Annotated in this window: 24 protein-coding genes; 3 read left to right on the top strand and 21 right to left on the bottom strand. The window is 43.4% G+C overall.

The genetic code is table 11. The annotated features are described in order from the left end of the window. Positions 1–25 precede the first annotated feature (25 nt). Positions 26–1648 (bottom strand): ABC-F family ATP-binding cassette domain-containing protein, encoded by a 1623-nt coding sequence (locus FB592_RS08515; RefSeq protein WP_003232344.1) that lies wholly within the window; start codon positions 1646–1648, stop codon positions 26–28. 180 nt (positions 1649–1828) lie between these two features. Between FB592_RS08515 and FB592_RS08510 the strand changes: the two genes are divergently transcribed. After that, entirely contained in the window at positions 1829–2098 is a 270-nt protein-coding gene (locus FB592_RS08510) for a hypothetical protein (protein ID WP_003232345.1), read from the top strand. 33 nt (positions 2099–2131) lie between these two features. On the opposite strand, the gene sipT is transcribed toward FB592_RS08510, so the two are convergent. From sipT to FB592_RS08430, 16 genes are all read right to left on the bottom strand, one after another. Further along, positions 2132–2713: a signal peptidase I sipT gene (sipT, locus tag FB592_RS08505; RefSeq protein WP_003232348.1), complete on the bottom strand. Its 582-nt coding sequence runs from the start codon at positions 2711–2713 to the stop codon at positions 2132–2134. Between the two features lie 144 nt (positions 2714–2857). Continuing rightward, positions 2858–4765 (bottom strand): PTS fructose transporter subunit IIABC, encoded by a 1908-nt coding sequence (locus tag FB592_RS08500; RefSeq protein WP_038829599.1) that lies wholly within the window; start codon positions 4763–4765, stop codon positions 2858–2860. Positions 4766–4779: 14 nt separating this feature from the next. Then, positions 4780–5691, bottom strand: a complete 912-nt coding sequence (gene pfkB, locus FB592_RS08495; protein WP_003244923.1) for a 1-phosphofructokinase — start codon at positions 5689–5691, stop codon at positions 4780–4782. After that, positions 5688–6443 carry a DeoR/GlpR family DNA-binding transcription regulator gene (locus tag FB592_RS08490; protein WP_014476685.1) on the bottom strand — a complete coding sequence of 252 codons (756 nt, stop codon included), beginning with the start codon at positions 6441–6443 and terminating at the stop codon, positions 5688–5690. The genes pfkB and FB592_RS08490 overlap by 4 nt, the downstream gene beginning before the upstream one ends. 279 nt (positions 6444–6722) lie before the next feature. Continuing rightward, positions 6723–7916, bottom strand: coding sequence for a sporulation-delaying-protein transporter subunit SkiZ (gene skiZ, locus FB592_RS08485; RefSeq protein ID WP_015252177.1), 1194 nt, complete (start codon positions 7914–7916; stop codon positions 6723–6725). Continuing rightward, positions 7913–8605: an ABC transporter ATP-binding protein YknY gene (yknY, locus tag FB592_RS08480; protein ID WP_103803559.1), complete on the bottom strand. Its 693-nt coding sequence runs from the start codon at positions 8603–8605 to the stop codon at positions 7913–7915. Before yknY ends, skiZ begins: the two co-directional genes overlap by 4 nt. Next, positions 8606–9739, bottom strand: coding sequence for an efflux RND transporter periplasmic adaptor subunit (locus tag FB592_RS08475; protein ID WP_085186124.1), 1134 nt, complete (start codon positions 9737–9739; stop codon positions 8606–8608). A 4-nt stretch (positions 9740–9743) separates the two neighbouring features. Next, positions 9744–10439: a YknW family membrane protein gene (gene yknW / locus FB592_RS08470; RefSeq protein WP_038829596.1), complete on the bottom strand. Its 696-nt coding sequence runs from the start codon at positions 10437–10439 to the stop codon at positions 9744–9746. A gap of 109 nt (positions 10440–10548) precedes the next feature. Continuing rightward, entirely contained in the window at positions 10549–12363 is a 1815-nt protein-coding gene (locus FB592_RS08465) for an ABC transporter ATP-binding protein (protein ID WP_103803560.1), read from the bottom strand. 11 nt (positions 12364–12374) lie between these two features. Then, positions 12375–14132 (bottom strand): ABC transporter ATP-binding protein, encoded by a 1758-nt coding sequence (locus FB592_RS08460; RefSeq protein WP_103803561.1) that lies wholly within the window; start codon positions 14130–14132, stop codon positions 12375–12377. 223 nt (positions 14133–14355) lie between these two features. Beyond that, positions 14356–14589, bottom strand: a complete 234-nt coding sequence (gene moaD / locus FB592_RS08455; RefSeq protein ID WP_014476678.1) for a molybdopterin converting factor subunit 1 — start codon at positions 14587–14589, stop codon at positions 14356–14358. Continuing rightward, entirely contained in the window at positions 14582–15055 is a 474-nt protein-coding gene (locus FB592_RS08450) for a molybdenum cofactor biosynthesis protein MoaE (RefSeq protein ID WP_103803795.1), read from the bottom strand. The genes moaD and FB592_RS08450 overlap by 8 nt, the downstream gene beginning before the upstream one ends. Then, positions 15055–15576: a molybdopterin-guanine dinucleotide biosynthesis protein B gene (gene mobB / locus FB592_RS08445; RefSeq protein ID WP_049139878.1), complete on the bottom strand. Its 522-nt coding sequence runs from the start codon at positions 15574–15576 to the stop codon at positions 15055–15057. The genes FB592_RS08450 and mobB overlap by 1 nt, the downstream gene beginning before the upstream one ends. Further along, positions 15537–16829, bottom strand: coding sequence for a molybdopterin molybdotransferase MoeA (locus FB592_RS08440; protein WP_103803796.1), 1293 nt, complete (start codon positions 16827–16829; stop codon positions 15537–15539). The genes mobB and FB592_RS08440 overlap by 40 nt, the downstream gene beginning before the upstream one ends. A gap of 17 nt (positions 16830–16846) precedes the next feature. Continuing rightward, a complete protein-coding gene (locus FB592_RS08435) occupies positions 16847–17866 on the bottom strand; it encodes a molybdopterin-synthase adenylyltransferase MoeB (RefSeq protein WP_014479671.1) in 1020 nt (339 codons plus the stop codon). 50 nt (positions 17867–17916) lie between these two features. Beyond that, positions 17917–18516 (bottom strand): molybdenum cofactor guanylyltransferase, encoded by a 600-nt coding sequence (locus tag FB592_RS08430; RefSeq protein WP_038829588.1) that lies wholly within the window; start codon positions 18514–18516, stop codon positions 17917–17919. A gap of 136 nt (positions 18517–18652) precedes the next feature. On the opposite strand from FB592_RS08430, the gene cse15 reads away from it, so the two are divergent. Beyond that, a complete protein-coding gene (cse15, locus tag FB592_RS08425) occupies positions 18653–19618 on the top strand; it encodes a spore protein Cse15 (protein WP_021479381.1) in 966 nt (321 codons plus the stop codon). 40 nt (positions 19619–19658) lie between these two features. Here cse15 and rok read toward each other — a convergent pair whose 3' ends face one another. From rok to ahpA, 3 genes are all read right to left on the bottom strand, one after another. Then, complete coding sequence (gene rok / locus FB592_RS08420; RefSeq protein ID WP_014113628.1) at positions 19659–20243, bottom strand: transcriptional regulator Rok; 585 nt, start codon at positions 20241–20243, stop codon at positions 19659–19661. A 465-nt stretch (positions 20244–20708) separates the two neighbouring features. Then, a complete protein-coding gene (gene ykuV / locus FB592_RS08415) occupies positions 20709–21155 on the bottom strand; it encodes a thiol-disulfide oxidoreductase YkuV (RefSeq protein ID WP_032725606.1) in 447 nt (148 codons plus the stop codon). Positions 21156–21225: 70 nt separating this feature from the next. Continuing rightward, positions 21226–21768 carry a biofilm-specific peroxidase AhpA gene (gene ahpA, locus FB592_RS08410; RefSeq protein WP_003245371.1) on the bottom strand — a complete coding sequence of 181 codons (543 nt, stop codon included), beginning with the start codon at positions 21766–21768 and terminating at the stop codon, positions 21226–21228. Positions 21769–22004: 236 nt separating this feature from the next. Here ahpA and mscT point away from each other — a divergent pair, with 236 nt between their 5' ends. Next, positions 22005–22808 carry a small-conductance mechanosensitive channel protein MscT gene (mscT, locus tag FB592_RS08405; RefSeq protein WP_003244994.1) on the top strand — a complete coding sequence of 268 codons (804 nt, stop codon included), beginning with the start codon at positions 22005–22007 and terminating at the stop codon, positions 22806–22808. A 36-nt stretch (positions 22809–22844) separates the two neighbouring features. On the opposite strand, the gene FB592_RS08400 is transcribed toward mscT, so the two are convergent. Continuing rightward, positions 22845–23090, bottom strand: a complete 246-nt coding sequence (locus tag FB592_RS08400) for a YkuS family protein (RefSeq protein WP_003232382.1) — start codon at positions 23088–23090, stop codon at positions 22845–22847. Between the last annotated feature and the right edge of the window lie 3 nt (positions 23091–23093).

Below are 23093 nucleotides of genomic sequence, written 5' to 3'. Positions count from 1 at the left end.
AAAAGCAGAGAAATCTCTGCTTTTTTTATTCCGCGTATAGTTCAGTCAATTTTTTCTGCACATCAGCATTTTCAAGGAACTCGTCATAGCTCATTTGCTTATCGACGATGCCGTTAGGTGTAATTTCTATAATTCTGTTGGCAATGGTCTGCACAAACTGATGGTCATGGGAAGTAAACAGCATAGCGCCTTTAAAGCTGATTAAGCCGTTATTGAGCGCTGTAATGGACTCTAGGTCTAAATGGTTAGTTGGCTCATCCAAAATTAAAATATTGGCGCCAGAAAGCATCGCTTTCGACAGCATACAGCGGACCTTTTCTCCCCCGGAGAGTACGTTTGCTTTTTTGTGGACTTCCTCTCCAGAGAACAGCATGCGTCCTAAGAAGCCGCGTAAAAAGCTCTCACTTTGGTCGTGCGGAGAATATTGGCGAAGCCAGTCTACAAGGTTCAGATCACTGCCTTCGAAATATTCGCTGTTGTCTTTTGGAAAATACGCCTGAGATGTGGTAACACCCCATTTAAACGTTCCGCTGTCAGCTTCCATTTCCCCGGAAATGATTTTAAACAGCGTAGTAACAGCAAGTTCGTTTCGGCCAGTGAAAGCAATTTTATCTTCTCGATTCATAATAAAGCTGACATTGTCAAGCACCTTTACGCCATCAATTGTTTTTGTTAAGCCTTCCACGCGAAGAACATCATTTCCGATTTCCCGTTCCGGCGTGAAGTTAACATAAGGATAGCGGCGGGAAGACGGTTTAATATCATCCAGCGTGATTTTTTCGAGAAGTTTCTTTCTTGATGTAGCCTGCTTAGATTTAGACGCATTGGCGCTGAATCTAGCGACAAACTCTTGAAGCTGTTTAATCTGCTCTTCTTTTTTCTTGTTCGCTTCTTGAGAAAGCTTTAACGCCAGTTGGCTTGACTCGTACCAGAAATCATAGTTTCCGACATAGATTTGAATTTTGTTAAAATCAAGGTCGGCAATGTGCGTGCATACTTTATTTAAGAAGTGGCGGTCATGGGATACGACAATAACTGTGTTTTCAAAGTTAATCAGAAACTCTTCAAGCCACTGGATTGCCTGAAGGTCCAAGTGGTTCGTCGGCTCATCGAGGAGCAGAACATCCGGCTTGCCGAATAATGCCTGTGCCAAGAGAACTTTTACCTTCTCCGAACCGCCGAGGTCTGCCATCTTTTTTGTGTGCAGATCTTCTGAGATACCAAGGCCTTTTAACAGGATCGCAGCTTCACTTTCCGCTTCCCAACCGTTCAGTTCCGCAAATTCACCTTCTAGCTCAGCAGCACGAATCCCATCCTCATCTGAGAAATCAGGCTTCATGTAAATAGCGTCTTTCTCCTGCATGACTTCATACAGGCGTTTGTGGCCCATAATGACCACTTTCAGCACTTCATACTCTTCGTACTCAAAATGGTTCTGCTTCAAGACGGCAAGACGCTCGCCAGGACTCATATGCACGTCGCCTGTCTGAGGCTCGATTTCGCCTGACAGCACCTTTAGAAACGTTGATTTACCGGCACCGTTTGCACCAATTAACCCATAGCAGTTGCCTGGGGTAAATTTAATATTAACATCTTCAAATAACTTGCGATCCGCAAACCGCAAGCTTACATTATTTACAGCAATCATTTATTATCCTCCATCATGTCTATCATCAATAAAAGTATACCATGAATGCAGGGCAAGAGAAATGATTCCCTGATAAAACAGAGAGAAAACACTTATACACCCAAACCAGCCAGCTGTGTTACAATTAAAGAGAGAGAATGCATCCGCTCGGAAAATTACACACTCTCATGGAGGAACACGTTGAGGCTTTTAACACTTACTGAATATTGCTTACTGATCTTTTTTACGGGCTTTTACCTTGCCGTAACAGGCTTTACCGCCAAAGATATCGGCTTATATATAGGCATAGCCCTTATTTACATATTTTCACACATTTTTTCTAAACGGCTTTTAGAAAAGCGCGGAAAAGAGAACAAACAGGTTCACCTTTTCTTCAGTGTGCTAGCTATTATCGGTTCAGTGTTCATCACGGTTTTATGCATTGCATTGGTCGCTTCTTTTTCAAAATAAAAACGCCTGCTGTCCTAGGCCAGCAAGGCGTTTTTATTTTGTTTGACGCATTTCGTTAAACGGGAAAAAGACAAACTTCGATGTGCCGACAATTCGATCTTCCGCGATCAGTCCCAGCCCGTTTCGGCTGTCCATAGAATTCAGCCGGTTATCTCCCATGACAAAGTATTTGCCTTTCGGAACCTTAACCGGTCCAAAGTCTCCTGTCAGACTGACACCAAGTTTTTCTGCTTCCTTCTTGTTTTTAGACAAGTAAGGCTCGGCTACTTTTTTACCGTTTATATAAAGCGTGTCATCCTTCATTTGAACGGTTTCTCCAGGCTTTCCGATCAATCTTTTTACATAATGGATTTTAGAAGTTTCACCGTTGATAATAACGATATCTCCGCGCTTCAGCTCGCCGATATAGTTGACTGTTTTATTCACAAACAGCCTTTCTCCGTCATGTAATGTGGGATACATAGATGAACCTTCAACTAAATACGGTTCAAACAAAAAGTGACGGATCAGGAGAGCCAGCAGAACAGCGATGACAATCGCTTTACCCCATTCCAGGTACGTATTGGTTTTTTTCTTCGCCGTTTTCTCAGTATTCGTATTTTTTTCCTCGGTCAAAGTGTTTCCTCCTAGACAATTGCTATGTCAGTTGTTTCTCTTCTTTTACTTTATCATAAAAAAGAATAAAATACATAACTTAACCGCGCTCCCTGCCGGCCGGATAAGAAAAAGCGTCCTTTCGAACCAAGGACGCTTTTTTTCTTATTTTTCTGTAACAGGTTTTTTGACGATACCGAGGATAATTGCCATCACGACAGCACCGATCACGATACTTAAAAGGTAAAGCATCGGATGGTTTGTAATGAAAGCTACGAATACTCCTCCATGAGGCGCCGGAAGCGTTACTCGGAAGAATTCAGTTAATCCGCCGGCAACAGCTGCACCGACTACAGCAGCTGGTATGACGCGAAGCGGATCAGCCGCAGCAAATGGGATCGCTCCCTCTGTTACAAAAGCAGCTCCCATGAAATAGCATGTAATACCAGCTTCACGGTCACGCTGAGTGAATTTGTTTCTGAAAATGGTTGTTGCAAGTGCGATACCAAGCGGAGGAACCATACCGCCGGCCATGATTGCTGCATGAGGCGCATAGTTGCCTGCATCGATCATGGCGATACCGAACGTAAAGGCTGCTTTATTAAGCGGGCCACCCATATCGATCGCCATCATGCCGCCCAAGATAATACCCATTAACACAAGGTTTCCAGTACCAAGGCTTTCAAGCCAGTTTGTTAAGAAATTCATAAATGCCGCTACAGGTGTATTGACGACAAATTGCATTAATACGCCAGTGATAAAAATACCGAACAGCGGGTAAATCAAAACAGGTTTTAATCCATCAAGTGACTGAGGGATAAACGTAAATACTTTTTTCAGTAAAATCACAACATAACCGGCAAGGAATCCGGCAATTAAGCCGCCTAAGAATCCAGCATTCGCTTGAGTAGCCATAAAACCGCCGACCATACCAGGCGCAAAACCAGGACGATCTGCAATACTCATCGCAATGAAACCGGCCAGAACTGCAACAATCAGTTTTAATGCATTGTCGCCGCCGATAAAGTTTAATGCTGCTGCAAACGTGTTGTAGCTAGGATCATTCGGATCAGCAGAGTGAATTCCCCAGAAGAATGAAATCGCAACGAGAATACCGCCGCCGACTACGAACGGAAGCATGTTGCTGACACCGCTCATCAGGTGCTTATAAAACGCGTTTCCGATACCGCTTCCAGACTTGCCTCTCGCTTCTTCATCGTCGTTTGAAGCTGCTGAACCGCCGCCGCTGCCTTGATAAATCGGCGCATCTTGATTCATCGCTTTTTCGATAAGCTCTTGCGGACGTCTGATACCCGCCGTTACAGGAACTTGAAGTACGCGCTTGCCTTTAAAACGTTCCATTTCAACCTGCTTGTCCGCTGCGACAATGATTGCAGGGGCATCTTCGATTTCTTGGGCAGTGAGCTTGTGCTTAATGCCGCTTGACCCATTTGTTTCGACCTTAATTTCCACTCCAAGCTCTTTCGCTTTTTCTTTAAGGGCATCCGCAGCCATGAATGTATGGGCAATACCTGTCGGACATGCAGTAACCGCTAAAATTTTTCCTTTTCCGGCAGGTGCTGGTGCCGCTTCTTCTTCTTCTTCCTCTTCGTCATCATCTTTATCGTGCTGATTAATAATGTCGATGATGGCATCTTCAGACTCAGCTTCAAGGAGCTGCTTACGGATTTCTTCACGCATTAACAGCGTTGAAAGTCTTGACAATGCTTCAAGGTGAGTGTTGTTTGCGCCTTCAGTCGCCGCGATCATGAACACTAAGTGAGCCGGCTGGCCGTCTAATGATTCATAATCGACGCCGTCTTTTGAACGTCCGAACGCGATCGCCGGGTTGATAACGCTTGCCGTTTTCGCATGGGGGATAGCGATTCCTTCACCGATACCCGTGGAGCTTTGGCTTTCGCGATTTAAAATGGCTTCTTTATAGGCTTGTCGGTCATTTAACTTTCCAGCCTTATCAAGAACAGTGACCATTTCGTCAATAACATTTTCTTTTTCTTTGCTCTCAATATTAAGCTTTATCGTATGCTTCGTTAAAAGCTCAGTTATTTTCACTTGTGTTTCCTCCTCTATAGACGTGTGACCTTAACTTCAGGAAGAAGCTGCTGGACAAATTCTTCTGTTCCAAGTTCTTCAGAGAACGCGGTAGCACTGCCTGAAGTAACTCCTAAGCGGAATGCTTCTTCAAGCGGCAGCTGTTTGGAAATTCCGGCAAGGAAACCTGCAACAACGGAATCCCCTGCTCCGACTGAGTTTACCAATTTCCCCTTTGGCACGTTAGCAAAATAAACAGCTTCGTTCGTAAACAGAAGCGCTCCGTCTCCGGCCATTGATACAATTACATGTTCAGCGCCTTGTTCTACAAGCTTTTTCCCATAAGGAACAGCTTCCTCAACAGATGTAATGGCCGTGCCGAACATTTCTCCAAGCTCATGATGATTTGGCTTCATCAAAAATGGTTTCATTTCTGTTGCTTTCAAAAGAGCCTCGCCTGAGATATCCAGAACAACTCGTGCGTTCTGCTGTTTGCAGGCCTCTGCGATTTTTTCATAAGTATCGTGAGGGAGTGAAGATGGAATGCTTCCTGCAAGAACGACGATATCTCCCTCTTGCAAAGATTGGAACTGTTCTAAAAAGGCTTTGAAATCTTCATCCGAAATTGTCGGTCCCTGCCCGTTAATTTCAGTTTCATCACCAGTTTTCAGCTTTACATTGATACGGGTATCCCCTTTTACTTCAGAAAAAGCTGTTTCCAGGTTTTCTTCCCGTAAAAATGTTTTGATATATTCTCCGGTAAATCCGCCGACGAATCCGAGCGCTTTAGACGCCACATGGTGTCTTTTCAGCAGTCTCGATACGTTGATGCCTTTGCCCCCTGGATACTTGGTATCATACGAAGAACGGTTCAGGCCTCCTACAGTAAAATCTTCAACGTGAACAATATAATCGACAGATGGATTAAGTGTTACAGTGTAAATCATGGTTTCACTACCTTTACGACAGTTTTTTCTTGGTAATTATCGAATGTAAGCTCTTCAGCGTCAGTCGTAATGATTGTTGCGTCGCCTATTCCGGCGAATGCCGAAAATGAAATTTCTCCGAACTTCGAAGGGTCTGCTAAGACGTAAGCGTGTTTTGCCTGTTTGATCGCTTTCTGTTTTAAAAGGGCCTCATCAGGGTCCGGCGTTGTAAATCCAGCCTCTGTATGGACACCGTTTGTCCCCAGAAAACTCTTGTCAAATCTGTACTGGTCCATGGCAATCAGTGAAGCGCCTCCAATAATCGCGCCCGTTCTGTGCTTTACGTATCCTCCAAGCAGATAAAAAGAAATTTCTTTCCTTATTAATGCATCGATATGCATCACCCCGTTTGTGACAACGACAATATCTTTGGTTTTATCCATAAAATCAATCATGTGCAATGTCGTCGTGCCTGCATCAAGGTAAATGCAATCCCCTTCTTCTAAAAGAGAAGCTGCTTTTTCAGCAATTTTCAATTTATCGTGAAGGTTTTTGGATGATTTTTCAAGCATATCGGGTTCAAGTCTGATATCGGAAAGCTTGGCCGCTCCACCATGAACGCGCTTTAAAAAACCGCGTTCTTCAAGGGTCGATAAATCTCTTCTGATTGTTGATTCAGAAGCATTAGTCAGATTTATAAGCTCTTGAATCTTTACCACATCATGCTTTTCTATTTGATCAATAATCAATTGATGCCGTTCAGGAGTTAGCATGCTTCACCTCCTAATGAAAACGTATTCATTTTGAATACAATTTCATTGTAAACGCTATTTTCGGTTTAGGCAACTAAAATCATTCAAATTCATTCAATAACTATCAAAATCTTTCACGTTTCTCCATATTAACGTATGTCTATAGGGTTTGTAAACTGTAAATTCGACAAAAATAAGGACAATTGTACGACATTTTCTTCTTATTTTAATGAAAAAAGTCTTTTATATTCATAGTAGAAATCACTAAACATAAAAAAACCTCATGCATGTTGCATGAGGCTACTCATAACGCAGCGCTTCAATGGGATCAAGCTTTGCAGCTTTATTTGCAGGAAGCATGCCGAAAATAACACCAATGAGCATACTGAACAGCACGCCCCCGCATACAACCTGCCAGGATATGAGTGACGGCCAGCCCGCAATGGCTGAAACAAGCGCGGCCCCTCCGTATCCAATACCAATCCCGACCAGACCGCCAATCAGCGTCAATACGACTGACTCAATTAAAAACTGAGTCAGAATCTGTCCCCTCGTCGCACCGAGGGATTTTCTGATTCCAATTTCCCGTGTCCGTTCTGTGACTGATACGAGCATGATATTCATGACACCGATTCCGCCGACCAAAAGGGAAATACCTGCAATTGAGCCGATAATCGTCGTCATAATTGCCGTTACCTTGCCAATTCCGGCCGCAATCTCCTCCATGTTCATCACTTGATACGAATCCTCTGTGCCATGATTGTCGTTTACCAGCTGTGCTGCTTCTTTTCCTGCCGATTTTATGTCGTCTGCTGATTCGACCTGCAATGATACGTTACTGAAATCACTTGTGCCAAAAGAGGATTTCATCATATTAAATGGCACATACATTTCACTTAAACCGAAAGAAAGCAAGCCTGTTTCTTTTTTCAGCACACCGATAATTTCAACGGGCTGTCCGTTTATCCAGACAACTTCACCTAAAGGGGAGGTTTTATCGAACAGTTCTTCAGCCATCTTTTGAGAGATGATTCCGGCTCTATTCCCCGCGAGAAAGTCATTGTCGGTAAATGTTCTGCCGCTTTCGATTTCTAAAGAATTGACATTCATGTATCCATCATTTATTCCGTTAACCGTAGCATCGGTTTCTTCTTCGTGATAACGCGCTTTCATACTTTCAGAAGTCGAAGCAACGACTTGTTTAATGCCTTCTATTCCTTTTAAACCTTTAATATCGTTTTCTGTAAACGTAGATTCAGCTGCGGCGTTCGGGTTGCTTGCCAGCTCCTCGTCGCTAGGCATATAGTACAGCTCCACAGTATTTCCCGGGCCGCTGATCGACTGCTTCAGCATTTGCTCGCCGCCCTGTCCTACCGCAACGACAACAATGACAGAGCCTACACCAATGATAATGCCGAGCATCGTTAAGATCGAACGCATTTTATGGGCAAGGACAGAGCTTAGAGCCATTCTGATGTTTTCTAACAGGCTCATTCTCCCACACTCCTTTGTCCGGAGCTGGCAGGAACAATGTTTCCGTCACGCACCATGACGATCCGATTCGTGCAATCTGCTACTTCAGGCTCGTGAGTAACCAGAACGATTGTCGTTCCCTCGACATTTAATGCTGTAAACTGATCCATAATCGCCTCGCTTGTTTTCGTATCCAGCGCGCCGGTCGGTTCATCAGCTAAAATCAATTTCGGCTCATTCACGATCGCCCTCGCAATCGCCACCCGCTGCTTCTGCCCGCCCGACAGCTCGTTGGGCATGTGGAGCATTCGATCTGCTAACCCGACCTTTTCCAATGCTCTCTCAGCCCGCTCTTGACGTTCCTTTTTGCCTATCCCGGAATAAATCATCGGCAGCTCGACATTTTTTTTTGCGTTCAGCCGCGGAAGAAGCTGAAATTGCTGAAATACAAAACCGATGGACCGGTTACGGACTGCCGCCAGTTCTTTATCTTTATATGAAGAAATGTCTTCGCCGTCCAATTGATATGTACCGGAAGTCGGCCGATCAAGACAGCCGATAATATTCATGATCGTCGATTTTCCTGATCCTGACGGTCCCATAATCGAGACATATTCACCTTGATGAATGTCCAAATCAATAGAATGGAGAACATCAAACGTTTCCTTTCCGATCTGGTAGCTTTTTCGCACATTAGAAAGCTGAATCATTTAAGATTTCACTTCCATTCCGTCAGTCACCTGATCAGATGGATTCAAAATGACTTGATCATCTTGGGTAAGCCCCTCTTTAATTTCTGTCAGGTCATCTGTCACTTCGCCGATTTTGACATCAACTCGCTTTGCTTTTCCGTCTTTTACTGTATACACATAATATTGGTCATCTTCTTTTTTGACTGCCTTTGAAGGAAGCGTATTTGCTTTCCGTTTATCTGTTTCAATATTCATGATAAATTTAAAGCCTGGCTTTCCTTCTGGAAGATTTCCTTTTATTTTCACTTGAAGCGGGTATTGGACCGCCTGTTCTGTTCCTTGTGCCGCAGCGGTCTCCTGCTGATCCGGAACAAGCCCGACTGCGGAAACCGTACCTTTCCATGTTTTACCCTGTATTACATCTGAAGTGAGTGTGACCTTCTGGCCTTTTTTGACTTTCAATGTATCGTATTCAGACAATTTCCCTGAGACGACAAGGTCTTTTGGGTTGCCGATATGTATGACAGGCTCTTGAATATCTGACTTTTTGGATGCCGCTTCTTGGTTGACAGAAATAACGGTGCCTTCAATTTCGCTTTTCACTTCTAAATCTGACACCCGGTTGGCAAGTGACTGCCGCTGAAGCTCGGTTTGTTTTAATTCGATCTCCGCTGTTTTTTTCTGCATTTGAAGCTCTGTCCGTTCAGATTCGATTTGTTTTTCTGCTTCTTTCTTTCCTACCTGTTTTTCCAGTTCTCTTTCTTTGCTGTCTAAGGCTTTTAACTTTTCTTGAATTTGGTCAATTTGAAGCCGGTTGGATTCAGACGTTAACTGGTTCTGTTCTTTTTCCAGGCTCAGCTGCTCATTTGTATAGGTGACTAAAGGCGTGCCCTTTTTAACTTTATCGCCTTCCTTAACTTTAATGTCTTCTAATGTCCCTTTATCCGCTTCATAAAAGACATACTGTTCATTTGAAAATTTTAGCGTGCCAGGAACCATAACCGTTGATGAGATTTCATTTTCTTCAACGCTCCCCGTCTGTATCTCCTTGCCGGCGCTGCCGCTTGTTGGAGCGGCAGACCGGTATATATTGATTCCAACAAAAAGAGCGACTATAACTGCGATTCCAATTCCGATCCAGACTTTTTTCATGAGCTTATGCACCCGCCACAGAATTGATTAAACCTGAAAAGAATGAAAATACAACTAAAATTCCGAATAGAATGATTGCTGAAATCCACCCGGCTTTTTTGGAGATGCCTCCCGTTTTGTGAAGTCCGATTGCTAATAATACAAAGCTCCAGATGCTGAAAATTTCAAAGGTATTTAACACGCTGGCAAGAGCCCCGTCAGATGGGATAATCCCTGCCAGTGACGTCGTGCTGTAAAGAGGATTCACGTCAGTCGTAAAAGCAACGATTCCATTAACCAATAATCCGAGACTGCTAATCAAAGAGACAAACAGGCCGAGAGAAAGCATTTTTTTATATGTCGTAACACCGCCTGATACTTTTACACAGAGCCAATAAATAAGAGGGGCAATAAATAATGCTGCGATACCGCCGATAATAGCGCCTACCATTCCGCCAACTTTGGTTATTGTTGCGACAGTTTCCATTTGTTCAGCAGATAGCCCTTGCGTATCCTGGCTTTTCAAAAGCTCACTATAATCCGTACCGAGTGATTGCAGCACGGCACCGACGATGATAATTGCTGCAACAATCAAAAGCGGTCCCCACACAGCCGGCCTTTCTCTTATTCTTTCAAATTGAACGGACGGACTTGTGATTACTCCTAAAAGTGAAGGCTTTTCAGTCGCCGTTCCGCTGTTTTTTTCTACATTCGTTTCCATTTCAAAACCTCCTTGAGAATATCTAACAAATAGTACGGGAAGGATATCAAAAAGTTTCATGTTTTTCTAATAAATTTCCAAAAGCCTTCAATATTGAAGGCTTTTCATATTATTCTATCGCTGTGCTGTATTGCGCTTTCACAAGCCCGGCATAAATGCCTCCTTTAGCAAGCAGCTGATCATGGTTCCCTTCTTCTATTTTCCTGCCGTGATCAAGAACAATGATGCGGTCGGCGTCGCGGATCGTAGACAATCTGTGAGCGATCATCACTGCTGTACGCCCTTTCAGAAGCGTTTTTAACGCTTGCTGAACTTTTACTTCTGTCTCTGTATCAATGCTTGCCGTTGCTTCGTCAAGGATGATAATAGCCGGATCGGCGAGCAATGCTCTTGCAAAGGAAATGAGCTGACGCTGACCGGCAGACAGTACGCTGCCCCTTTCCTCCACCTCTGTTGCGTATCCTTCCGCTAAATCGGAAATAAACTCATCCGCTCCGACCGCTTGGGACGCTTTCATCACCTCTTCATCCGAAGCATTTGGCCTTCCAAAACGAATATTTTCCATGATGGTCCCAGAGAAAATAAATGTATCTTGCAGGACAATGCTGATTTGAGAGCGCAGACTGGCAAGGGAAAGATCCTTAATCGGTATACCGTCTATTTTAATGGTGCCTCCGGTCGCATCATAAAAACGGCTGATTAAATTGGCAATCGTCGTCTTCCCGCTCCCTGTATGCCCGACAAGCGCAAGCGTTGAGCCCGCCGGAATAGAGAAAGAAACGGCGTGAAGGGCTTTTCGTTTTTCATCATACGAAAATTCAACCTCTTCAAAACTGATCTCCCCATTTATCTTTTCATTATGAATGGCATTCGGCTTCTCCTTGACATTTGGCTTTTCGTCCAGAAACTCAAAAATCCGTTCTGATGATGCCATCCCCATTAACAGCTGATTATAGACCTGACCCAGTCTCGAAATAGGTTCCCAAAACATTCCCAGATAGAAAGCAAAAGAAACGAAGACGCCAATCGTAATGGTTTCATTCATGATGAGTGTGGCTCCATACCAAATCAAGACAGCCGTCCCAATCGCATTCGTCATTTCTACAAGCGGACGGAACATGGCATTTTTTCTAGTTGCTTCCCGCCATGATTCGTAGTTCTCCTGATTGACACCATCAAAATACGCCATGTTTTCTTCTTCCTGCGTAAATGCCTGTGTGACCCGGATGCCCTGAATGCTTTCGTTTAGATGAGAGTTGAGCTTCGATTGCTTTAGCCGTACCGTTTGCCAGGATCGGCGTATTTTTTTTCTGAGACTTGTTGAAATAAAAAACATAATCGGCAATGTCACCATGATGGCAATAGTCAGCTCAGGGCTCAGCGTAAACAAAATGATAATCACGCCGGCCAGAAGCAGCAAGTCGGTCAACAAATTGATGACTCCGCTTGTAAAGAGCTCCTGAAGAGAGTTAATATCATTCATGATCCTGACTAAGATCGATCCCGCCGACCGCTGATCAAAAAATCGATGGGATAAGCGCTGCACATGGGTAAATAAATGCTGTCGCAAATCGTAAATGACATGCTGGCCAAGCTGATTCATCCACCTGATTCTTAACACATTGGCGGCGTAATTGAGGACATATAAACCGCTAATAATAAAAATGAGCTGAATCAGCAGCTCCGAGTTTCTTCCTGTAATCGCTTGATCAAGAACATAAACGCCGATCAAAATGGGGATCACAAGCTTCACAGCAGTGCCAATTAATACGGTGAGAAAAGAAAGCGGCAAAATTGTTTTTCGATATGGTTTGACATAGCTCAGCAGCCGCCACATTTGAGCCCAGTTAAACGGCTTTTCAATGATTTCATCTGAAGAGTAATAGAAACGCTCTAAAATCCCCTGTTTTTTCGCTTGTTTCATTTGGCCCCTCCCTATCCGACCTCATGCGGCTCATTAATCATTTTGACATCACGGTATTGCAAATCGTAAATCTTTTTATAGTAGCCGCCTTTTTCAAGAAGCTCATGATGTGTTCCCCTTTCACGAATGCGTCCTTTATTAAAAACGAGAATTTCATCGGCGTGTTTCAGTGAAGAAATGCGGTGAGCGACGATAAAGGTTGTGCGGTTTTTCATGACTTCTTTTAAGGCAAGCTGTATGCTGTGCTCCGTTTGCATATCTACTGCACTTGTGGCATCATCCAATATTAAAATGCTCGGGTTCAAGCAGATGGCTCTCGCAATGGCAATACGCTGTTTCTGCCCGCCGGAAAGCCCCATTCCCCTCTCTCCCAGCATGGTGTCATACCCATCAGGAAGCTCCATAATAAAGCTATGAGCCTGCGCCCTTTTTGCCGCTTCGATGACGTCTTCCATTGAGGCATCCGGCCGCCCATACGAAATATTTGATCTAATCGTAGATGAAAACAGGAAGGATTCTTGAAGTACGACACCGATATTGGAGCGAAGGGTTTTTAACGAATAATCTGTGATTGGTTTGTGATCAATGGTAATCATTCCGCCAACAGGACTGTAAAATCTGGTGAGAAGCTGTGTCACTGAGCTTTTGCCTGAACCTGTCGGGCCCAACAGTCCGATTACCTTCCCGCTGTTTGCCTCAAAGCTTACATTGCACAGCGCGTTTGTTTGTTCTTTCCCGTATGCAAGAGAAACATTTTTGAAATGGACATCTCCGGTTAATTTTTGTTTATACAAAGCATGAGGATGATCTGTAATGTCTTCTTCTTTTTCCAGAATGTCGAGCAGGCGTTCCCCTGACGCTTTTGCTTGAGAGAACATATTGATGACAAAACCTAAGTTCATAATCGGCCACATCATATAATTGACAAGGCTGAAGAAAGCAACAAGCTCGCCGGGATTGAGCTGATTTTGCATAACCAAGTAACCGCCGTATGAGAGGAGAGCTACAATACAAATGTTACCAATGAACTCCATTAAAGGGAAATACGCAGACCAGATGGATGATGTTTGTAAATACTGCGCCCTGTATTCTGCATTGGCTTTATTGAAAGTGCTGATCTGAAAATCTTCCCTTGAAAGAGATTTAACCGTATTAATGCCGCTGATATTTTCCTGGACTTTTGTATTGAGTTTCGCAAACGATTTGCGGATGCCTCTGAAGGCGGGATGGACTCTTTTGTCAAACCGGTATACCGCAACCGCGAGAAATGGCAGAACAGCTATTGTCACAAGCGTGAGAGGAACAGAATAGTAAAACATAACCGACAGGCTGATGGCTACCAGCAGGCCGAATCGAATGAGCTCAGCGAGACCGTATGATAAGAAAAAACGAAGCCCTTCAACATCAGCAGTCAGCCTGGACATCAAATCTCCTGTTTTCGCGTTATCATAGTAAGAAAAAGAAAGCCGCTGCAGTTTTTCATACAGACCATTTCTCAGCCGATAAACGGATTTGATCCCGAACATATCACCTAAATACTGATGAAAAAAGGTAGCCATTCCTTTCAAAACCATTACCGCAATAAATCCTAAGCTGACCCACGCCGCAAGCTGATACTGCCGTCCCAGTACGATCTCATCAATCGTAATTTGCAGGATAATCGGATAAACGACAGTAATTGCTGTCATCAAAAGCATGGCTAGAAGCGACCACGTAAACACTTTTCTGTACGGCCAATAATACATTTTTAATCTTTTAAATGTCTCCATATCCAGCACCTTTCCAACATTTATCATCTTCACTATATCGATACCCGAAATAAATTTCTATTATTTTTCAAAATTTCAGTCTAATTATGGAGTGAGTCTCTTACTTTATAGGGAGTAACATATGTAGAATAAACGCTTACAGAAAATCATTGTATGCTGAGGATACTTGGGGATATGCCAATGAAATACAGAAAAACCGGACGGCTGAAATGCCGTCCGGTTTTCATCCCCCGCTGACCGGCGGTATGATGGCTACCGTGTCACCCGAAGATACAGAGGTATTTTCTTTTACATAGCTTTCGTTAACGGCAATCATAGCCGTATCAATAGATTCGAGACCGTATTGTTCTTTTAGACTCGCTTTTATTTCATCTGTGGTTGCTTGTTCCACATCTATTTCTATTGCTTGTGTACCGGCCTGTTCAGCCAGTCCTGCAAATAAAAGAATTTTAATCATGCTGCTCTCCCTCGCTTAGGTCTGGTTTTCCGTTCGGATAAGCTGTTGTTTCTAGCTGGTTGCCGATCCATTGCTCACCGTCTTCCCAAATTTCTTTTTTCCAAATCGGCACAATCTGTTTAATGCGTTCAATCGCATACTCATTGGCTTCATATGAGGCTTTTCGATGGGGAGAAGATACAGCAATCACTACCGCTGCTTCACCGATATCGAGCACACCTATACGGTGCGTGATCGCAGCTGAGGCACCTTCCCATTTTTCTTCGATTTCAGCGCCGATTTGAGCAAGCATTTGCACGGCCATCGGTTCATATGCCTCATATTCAAGCCGAACCGTTCTTTTTCCGTTTGTCCATTCCCGAACCGTACCGATAAATGTCGTAATTGCCCCTGCTTCCCGTTTCTCCACTTTTTTAATGATGTCTTCAGTATTAATGGGTGTTTTCGTAATCTCAAACCGTTCCATTATGCAGATTCCCCCTTCAGCTGTGAAAGCACAAAATCCACGGCAACCGGATCATCCGCATGAAAAACGGGTAATCCCTGATGCTCTGTCATTTGCTCTTTTTTTCTATAGATGATGGCGATTATATTTACTGCTTGCAGCGCTTCCAGATCTTCCTTTTCACTTAGGATAACCACTTTAGGATAAGGGGCTTTTTTAAAGCCTTCAATCAGAAGACAGTCTGTTTCGAGAAATTGGTATAACTCAATCAGCCGTGCCAAATCCCAATTGCGGCGGGCAGTCAGCTGTAACACACCAGCACCTTCTACCGCTGTTACATCAGCACCTGCCGCCTTGTAACGGTCCGTGTCTTTTCCTTCCGTGAGCGTTTGCGGTTCACCGCCGTGACCATGATGCTTCAGGCAGCCCAAATGGACTCCCTGTTCAGAGGCTTTTTCAAGAATGCGCTCAATAAACGTTGTTTTCCCGCTGTTTTGAAATCCTACAACTTGGACGATCGGGAAAGGACGGACCAAGGCCATTCACTTCCATTCTCTTCTCTGATGAGCAGTACTTGAACCGTTCTGCCAGATTCGTAGCCTCGCGTGCCGCCCGGCAGGATAATAAATGCATTGGCATCTGCAAGTGATGTGACAGAGCTCGACTTATCTAAGCCAACGGGTGTCGCCAACAGCTTCCCTTCCTGATGGTGCACGAGCGCACGAACAAATCGGGTAAATGGGTTCGGCTTCGGAAAATCCTTGGTCAAAACAGCTTCCGCACAAATTGAATGCGGTGTTTCATTGAGCAGCCATGTCTGGATTATCGGTTTGACAAACAGTTCAAAACCAACATAGCATGCCGACGGATTACCTGAAAGGCCAAACAGCAGCATATCGTTTGCATGCGCCACCGTTGTCACGCTGCCCGGGCGCATGGCAACTTTATTAAACAGCACGTCCGCTCCGAGTTTTTCATAGATCGCAGGCAAAAAGTCAAAGTCACCGACTGACACACCGCCAGTTGTGATCAGGAAGTCCACCTTTTTCATCGCTTCTTTAACTGCAGCAAAGCTTTTATCCAGTTCATCAGAGATTTTCCCTAAATAAAGCGGTGTTGCGCCTGCTTCTATCGCTTGCGCATATACCATACTCGCATTGCTGTTGCGGATTTTTCCCGGTTCCAGCGGATCACTGACATTCAGCAATTCGGTACCGGTTGCGATAATCCCGACTACAGGCTTTCTCACGACAGGCACAGATGAGTATCCGAATGTTGCCAAAAGAGCCGTCACTCCTGGTGTCACCCGGGTACCCTTTCTCAGTAAAACACTCCCTTTTTGAGCGTCCTCACCTGTTTTTGAAATATTATCCCCCGTCTGAAAGCGGCGTTTTAAAGACATAAATGACTTCCCATTCTCCTCAAAGGTTTGAGTCAGTTCAATCATGACGACTGCATCTGCCCCTTCAGGGATTTGCGCGCCAGTCATAATCCGCACAGCCTGAAACGGGCCAAGTTCTTTTTCAGATACTGCTCCCGCTCCAATATGGTCAATAACTTCAAACCGAACTGGGTTTTCACGTGAAGCTTCTGCCGTATCGCACGCTCTGACAGCAAAACCATCGTATGGCGAACGATCAAATGCAGGTACGTGGTGATCCGCAGTTATATCTTCGGCTAAAAACCGATGAAGGCTGTCTTCAAGCGCCACCCATTCTGTTTCACCTTGTTTTTGAAAATGGCAGACACGCCGAACTGCCTTGTCTACCGGTATCGCTGTTCTTTTCTCCAGCATTCTGACCCCTCCTGTTGTTACAGTCCAATCACTCTTGCCAACACGGAGTTGGCTTCTTTCACATCATTTGTTCCATGCACCAGTGCCCGTCCGTCACTGAAAATGACAATTCTGAAATCCTCGTAAAAAATATGCAGCAAAAACGCATTAGCCTCGACCTTGCCGATTGTTTTCAGCCGCTTAATGAGCTCCTGTTTCGGGATTCTTTTTAATGATTCTGACCTTACCTGCACTGTGTCACGGCCGCATAGTACAGCAGCTTTTGGTGTGTTCCAATCCTGAAGATAAGGATATACCGCATTTGCTCCGCAAGATGGGCATTCCTCACGGCGTACATGATTAACGTTAATCTTCATATGCGAATTGTTCCAGACATCAAATGTCACAAAACCCCGCTGTATTGCTTCTTTTTGGCCGGTTAACAGCTTTAATGCCTCAGCCTGCTGATATGCTGAAACGATATGCACAGCAGGCGGAATAATGCCGGCAGTATCACACGTCGCCCCGCCGACAGGAATTTGCTCAAACAAACAAGACAGACAAGGGGTTTCTCCGGGAATGACAGTCATGAACATTCCCTGGCTGCTTACACAGGCGCCATAGACCCAAGGTGTCTTTGTTTTCTGGGCAAGATCGTTTATCAGCATGCGGGTTTCAAAATTATCTGTCGCGTCGATCACGACATCTGCTTTTTCAATCAGCGGCTCAAGCGTTTCGGCTGTTCCTTCGGTAACATACGCCTCAATATGTATCTCACTGTTAATCGCTGATAGATGCTCTTTGGCAGCCATGGCTTTCGGCATGCGGAGTTTGGCATCGCTTTCTGTATAAAGCTGCTGCCTTTGAAGATTGCTCCACTCCACATAGTCACGGTCAATAATGGTAATAGTACCGACTCCCGCTCTCGAAAGCCCTTCAGCTCCTGCAGTGCCGAGCGCTCCCGCTCCGACAATCAGCACATGGCTGTCTGCCAGTCTTTTCTGGCCCTCTTCCCCAATTTGCTTAAATCTGATTTGCCGTGAATAACGTTCCTCCATCAAACCTGTTCTCCTTATCTTTTATGTCATCTTATCATGTTATTGCCCCGTCAGTCCCGCTTGAGGGAGTTCGATTTTTCTTCCAAACAGCTAAAATCATCACGTGTATTAATGTTGATAAACTCTGCCGGGTTTGCTCCGATATTTTCAGCCTGTACGTAACAAACCGAAATTCTGCCTAATAAATCTGATATTCTCAACCTCTTCTCAGAAAGCTGATCGTATAGAACTGGCATGATACGTTTGTGGTAAATCGCAATCAATGGCTGCACTTGTCCGTCTGAAATTGGGACTGCCGCGTCCGAACCGGCAGTCATCAGACGTTTGAGCTCCAGTATCGTCCTTCTTTGTATCAGCGGTGTGTCACAGGAAAGAACAGTATAAAGATCACCGTCTGTCTTTTTAAAAGCGGTATATATACCAGCCAATGGCCCCATGCCTTGAAATGGCTCAGCATCTTGATACACTTCATTTTCACCATTTTCTTGAAATCTATCAATAAATTCGGGACGGCTGATGATAACCGTTTGTTCTCCAAGTGCCTCTTTAGCGCATTCGTAAAGCATCCTGCCCTTCCATTTGACAAACGCCTTCGGTTCTCCAAATCGCCGCGAGGCTCCCCCTGCCAGCAGTACGTTTACATGCTTCATATCATCTCACCTCTAGTTTCGTTAAAAGCATAGCAAAAGCAAAGGCTCAACGCTACTGCTTGTCTGTTTATTAAAGAGGAATAGCTGTTCAGTATTTGCATATTGTAGTGTTAACATCATGAGGGAGATGGTTCGAATGAAAAGATCAGGTCCTTTTTTCCACGACGTGTCTCAGGAGAACCTTTATTTAAAATCCGAGCTTTCAAGGTGCCATAAGCTGATTTCTGAACTTGAAGCAAGCTACTTTCATCAGAAAAATAACAAATTGCTCAAAGAAAATACCGATATGAAAGAAAAACTCCAGCAGCTGTCTGCCGAATTAACACATATGTCAACAAAAGAAAAACATGCCTCCCACACCAGCCAAACCCTGCACCAAATAAGAGCTGAACTGCTTGATAAAATCGTTGTTTTGCAGGAGCTTCTATCTGCTGAAACCTATAAACGCAGAGCCGAAATCGAAGAAAAACATAAACTTCATATTGCTAAAGTCAAAATCGAAGAAGAAAATAAAAATCTTCATAAACGGATCAGCGAACTTCAAGCCTCAATTGAGCAAGAACAAAATGCACTGCTTCAGGCAAAACAGCAAGCCGAATTGATAAAAGCCGAAAATGGGCGTCTAAAAGAGCAAATGGTAGAAAAAGAATATCAGCTAAAACATATTAAAATAGAAGTTGATCATATGAAAGATCGAATCATAGAAACGAAAGAAAGACTGCTAGACATAGAAAAAACGAAAGAAAAATTATTTCACGAAACTATTATATCGTATAAACGGCAGCTTGATGAAAGCGATGCCTGGATTGCTTCTCATTTTGCCGATATTGATGGCGGCACAAAACAAAAAGAAAAAACGGAAGAAGAAGCTCCAGCGGCCTACGCGCAGCCATATCATGTAGAGACCATCCTTGAAGATGTCACCAAACAGATACATGTGCTCCAAAAACAGCTTGCCCGCGCCCAATCATCAGACCAGGCCAAGAGCCATACAATCGAAGAGCTGAAAAACAGAGCCGCTGAAGAAAAGCCTTATCAAAAGTGGGTGTATAAGCTTAATCTTGAAAAAGAAAACAAACCTTCACAGAAAAAACCTCAATAAAAAAACTGCTTGAGCGATGCCAAGCAGTTTTTCTTTATATTTATTCATTAGCTGATTCAGCTGATTCTGCAGATTCGATTTCACCCTCTAAAATGTACTGCCCGCGATATGGTTTTTTCACTTCCGGGTACATTTTAATTAAGCTTTGCATAAACGTTGTCATATTAGGGATTTCAAGACCGCTTTCTTTTTCAATCTCTTTTTGAAGCTCGGAGCTCTTAATCGCCGCGTTGTGGCGTTTTAATGTTTTAATAGCAGCTTCACGCAGCTTCGCTGCTTTTGATCCCGGTCTTGCCGTTCCTCTTCTTCTTCGTGTTGTTCCGTCTGGTATACCGGCAGGAAGAGAGGAAATAGATTGAAGCTGAGGCTGGACAGACTGCTGCTGTGATTGCGGCTGATAGCTTCTGATTTCCTGAGCCGCAAGCTCAGCGAGAACCGGCAGAGAGTCAGGTTTTTTTTCAGAACGGAAATCCTTTTTGATTTCGGAAGGGCTTCCATTTCTGTCCAGCTCTCTTAATTTTGCGTATATTTTATCACGTTCAATTTGATATTCACGAATGACTTTCACTTCAGCTTCATTTAATTGTTCTAACCGCAAGCGCAAAGCTTCTCTTTCATTAAACATTCCTCAATGTACCCCCTATCAAAATTAACATCTTTAATTAAGATATTAGATTACAAAAGTAATTTTATCAACTATTATTTTAGCATTTTACTATTATATTTACTCTATGAAAAATTCCTTATTTTCTGAAAATGTTTTATTTTTCAAAAGAGTCCTTTATTCTCAAGGGATTAAGGGGCTTTCTAGTTTATTTGGTATAATGTTGAAAATATATATTTTACTTACTTCTTTAAAGAAATTTAGTGTAATATCTACAATTTTCGAGTTATGAGATATGAGATTTATCTAAAATTGAGGAAAAACATCAAAAATTAGCTGTGTTTTCTAGCGTATCAATCAAACAAACCATCAATTCCTATACCCAAATTTGGAAAAATAAGCTTCTTACTCTTCTTCCATTGCTTTTTGCACAAATAAAAAACCTGATGTGATCAGGTTTTTAGGAAATACTATTTAGTCAGATACCTATTCCGTTTCAGTTAGAACGCGGTTCACACGTTTTTCAAGCATTTTCATACCGCTCCCGCCGGCTTGGAAGTGACGGAGCTGTCCTGTTTTATCAAACACATAATACGCAGGTACGTATTCATTTTCAAATGCATCGGTTAAAGCATGGTCACTGTCAACAAAAATCGGCTGAGTGATATCGTGTTCAGCAGCTGTTTCTTTAATTTTACCAAGGTCAAGATCATCTTCGGAACGGGGCATATGCACAGCTACAACATTCAGCTGATCTTTATATTTATCACGAAATTCATTCACTTGCGGCATCGCTTCTTTGCACAAGTGGCAGCTGATGGACCAGAAATGAATAAGCGTCGGCTTTTCCCCAATCAATTGCTCTCTCGTCACTTCACCATTTAACCAAGCTTTTTCTCCCGTCAATTCCGGCATGGGCTGACGTAATTTCATTGCTTTTTCCCTCCTATTTAACATAGTGGCCTAACGAATATGCTAGACCGCTTTTCGTTCTTGGAAAGAATTAAAGTGTTTTTTGGCCTGGTTTCCAGTTAGCCGGACAAAGTCCGCCAGTTTGCAGCGCCTGGAGAACACGAAGCGTTTCATCAACATCACGCCCAATATTGTTATGGAAAACAGTTTGATATTGAAGCTCCCCTTCAGGATTAATAATAAACAATCCGCGCAAAGCCACACCTTCTTCTTCGATTAAAACGCCATATTCCCGGGATACCTCATGGTTTGTATCAGCAGCAAGCGGGTATTTCAGCTGGCCAAGACCGTTTTCTTTGCGGTCTGTATTGATCCAAGCTAAATGAGTATGGATGGTATCAGTTGAAACCCCGATGACTTCTGCATCAAGATCTTCGAACTCGTCATAGCGGTCAGACATTGCTGTAATTTCTGTCGGACAAACAAAAGTGAAATCCATTGGATAGAAGAACAGCACTGTCCATTTGTCGTTTTTCATGTTTTCCTCAAGACTTACTTTACCGAATTCTTTGCTTGCAAGGACTGCTTCCATTTCAAAACGAGGAGCTTGTTTACCTACCATACGTTCTGCCATATGTATCCCTCCAATTTATTGTTTGGCTTAAAGGTCAAAATCGCATGAAAATAAAGGGTGATTAACCATTTTTAGTTATATTGCAATGCCATTATATAAAAGCAGATTTCCCGAGTCAATTTTTAACAAATCATGTATGTCTTTGGCTTCGACATTTTTGAATAAAACGTTTAACATGGTCATGTACAGGGTAACTAGTCTCAATGTGCAGCAATCAATTAGAAAAGGAGCTCAACATGGACTTTATTAAACAATATGATTGGGCGGGACTGATTACAAATGCCGGTGTTCTGCTCATTAAACTCGCCATTATGATATTGCTCTATTTTATCGTTCGATCATTAGGCATGAAAATCATTAAACATCTGTTTGCAAAATTCGAGGAGCAGAATAGCTTGTCTATCGGACGTGCACATACGCTCCGAAGCCTGACTCTTAACATATTTGCTTATACATTGATTTTCATATTTTTCGTCATGGTTCTAGATTTGTTTCATTATGATCCAAGCGCTCTTTTAGCGGGGGCAGGAATCGTCGGCCTGGCTGTCGGATTTGGCGCCCAAGGGCTTGTCAGTGATATCGTGACAGGTTTTTTTATTTTGCTTGAGAAACAATTGGATGTCGGAGATTATATTACCGTTTCCACCTTTGACGGAATTGTCGAGCAGGTTGGCTTAAGAACAACTCAAATCCGCAGCTTTGACGGAACACTGCATTACATCCCCAACAGAAACATCACAAACGTGAGCAATCATTCTCGTGGTACCATGCAGGCTCTTGTTGACATTAAAGTGCCGGCTGAAAGAAATATTGATGAAATGATTCATATTTTACAGCAGGTTTGTGATGAAACGGCAGCGGCTCTTCCACAAATAAAAGAAGGCCCAAATGTCATCGGGATTCAAGAACTGGGGACTTCTGAAATTGTAATCAGGGTCATTGCCAAAACAGAAAATATGGAACAGTGGCGAGTCGAACGAGTGTTGAGAAAAGAAATAAAGAACGCGTTCGACCGCGCTTTCCCTAAAGAAACAGAATAAATAAAAGAACCGAAGCTTTTTGCTTCGGTTTTTTTATTACTGAATTCTGCTCTCAACTTCGCTACAAATTTCTTCAGCCGTCATCCCGGAAGCTGTAATGACAGGTGCTTGTGTTACCGTATCGGCTATCCCTTGCACATTATTATCAAGACCTGTTACGACACAGCAGTCACAGCCTTGAGCATCAGCAGGGCTTTTCATCATTACAACGTCATATCCTTTTTCTTTTAAAGCAGCTTCTACATCTGATAACGATTGTTCAATTCCAATTTTTTTAGCCATTTT

It is taken from the genome of Bacillus sp. SJZ110, assembly GCF_006715455.1.
GTDB lineage: Bacteria > Bacillota > Bacilli > Bacillales > Bacillaceae > Bacillus > Bacillus subtilis.
The sequence above is the reverse complement of the archived record's forward strand: the minus strand, read 5'-3'. Positions and strand labels throughout refer to the sequence as shown.

Bases quoted from the DNA above. Each gene is read 5' to 3' on its own strand.
- FB592_RS08515 (WP_003232344.1), bottom strand. From the start codon at position 1,648: ATGATTGCTGTAAATAATGTAAGCTTGCGGTTTGCGGATCGCAAGTTA.
- pfkB (WP_003244923.1), bottom strand. From the start codon at position 5,691: ATGATTTACACTGTAACACTTAATCCATCTGTCGATTATATTGTTCAC.
- FB592_RS08490 (WP_014476685.1), bottom strand. From the start codon at position 6,443: ATGCTAACTCCTGAACGGCATCAATTGATTATTGATCAAATAGAAAAG.
- skiZ (WP_015252177.1), bottom strand. From the start codon at position 7,916: ATGAGCCTGTTAGAAAACATCAGAATGGCTCTAAGCTCTGTCCTTGCC.
- yknY (WP_103803559.1), bottom strand. From the start codon at position 8,605: ATGATTCAGCTTTCTAATGTGCGAAAAAGCTACCAGATCGGAAAGGAA.
- FB592_RS08475 (WP_085186124.1), bottom strand. From the start codon at position 9,739: ATGAAAAAAGTCTGGATCGGAATTGGAATCGCAGTTATAGTCGCTCTT.
- yknW (WP_038829596.1), bottom strand. From the start codon at position 10,439: ATGGAAACGAATGTAGAAAAAAACAGCGGAACGGCGACTGAAAAGCCT.
- FB592_RS08465 (WP_103803560.1), bottom strand. From the start codon at position 12,363: ATGAAACAAGCGAAAAAACAGGGGATTTTAGAGCGTTTCTATTACTCT.
- FB592_RS08460 (WP_103803561.1), bottom strand. From the start codon at position 14,132: ATGGAGACATTTAAAAGATTAAAAATGTATTATTGGCCGTACAGAAAA.
- moaD (WP_014476678.1), bottom strand. From the start codon at position 14,589: ATGATTAAAATTCTTTTATTTGCAGGACTGGCTGAACAGGCCGGTACA.
- FB592_RS08450 (WP_103803795.1), bottom strand. From the start codon at position 15,055: ATGGAACGGTTTGAGATTACGAAAACACCCATTAATACTGAAGACATC.
- mobB (WP_049139878.1), bottom strand. From the start codon at position 15,576: ATGGCCTTGGTCCGTCCTTTCCCGATCGTCCAAGTTGTAGGATTTCAA.
- FB592_RS08440 (WP_103803796.1), bottom strand. From the start codon at position 16,829: ATGCTGGAGAAAAGAACAGCGATACCGGTAGACAAGGCAGTTCGGCGT.
- FB592_RS08435 (WP_014479671.1), bottom strand. From the start codon at position 17,866: ATGGAGGAACGTTATTCACGGCAAATCAGATTTAAGCAAATTGGGGAA.
- FB592_RS08430 (WP_038829588.1), bottom strand. From the start codon at position 18,516: ATGAAGCATGTAAACGTACTGCTGGCAGGGGGAGCCTCGCGGCGATTT.
- cse15 (WP_021479381.1), top strand. From the start codon at position 18,653: ATGAAAAGATCAGGTCCTTTTTTCCACGACGTGTCTCAGGAGAACCTT.
- rok (WP_014113628.1), bottom strand. From the start codon at position 20,243: ATGTTTAATGAAAGAGAAGCTTTGCGCTTGCGGTTAGAACAATTAAAT.
- ykuV (WP_032725606.1), bottom strand. From the start codon at position 21,155: ATGAAATTACGTCAGCCCATGCCGGAATTGACGGGAGAAAAAGCTTGG.
- ahpA (WP_003245371.1), bottom strand. From the start codon at position 21,768: ATGGCAGAACGTATGGTAGGTAAACAAGCTCCTCGTTTTGAAATGGAA.
- mscT (WP_003244994.1), top strand. From the start codon at position 22,005: ATGGACTTTATTAAACAATATGATTGGGCGGGACTGATTACAAATGCC.
- FB592_RS08400 (WP_003232382.1), bottom strand. From the start codon at position 23,090: ATGGCTAAAAAAATTGGAATTGAACAATCGTTATCAGATGTAGAAGCT.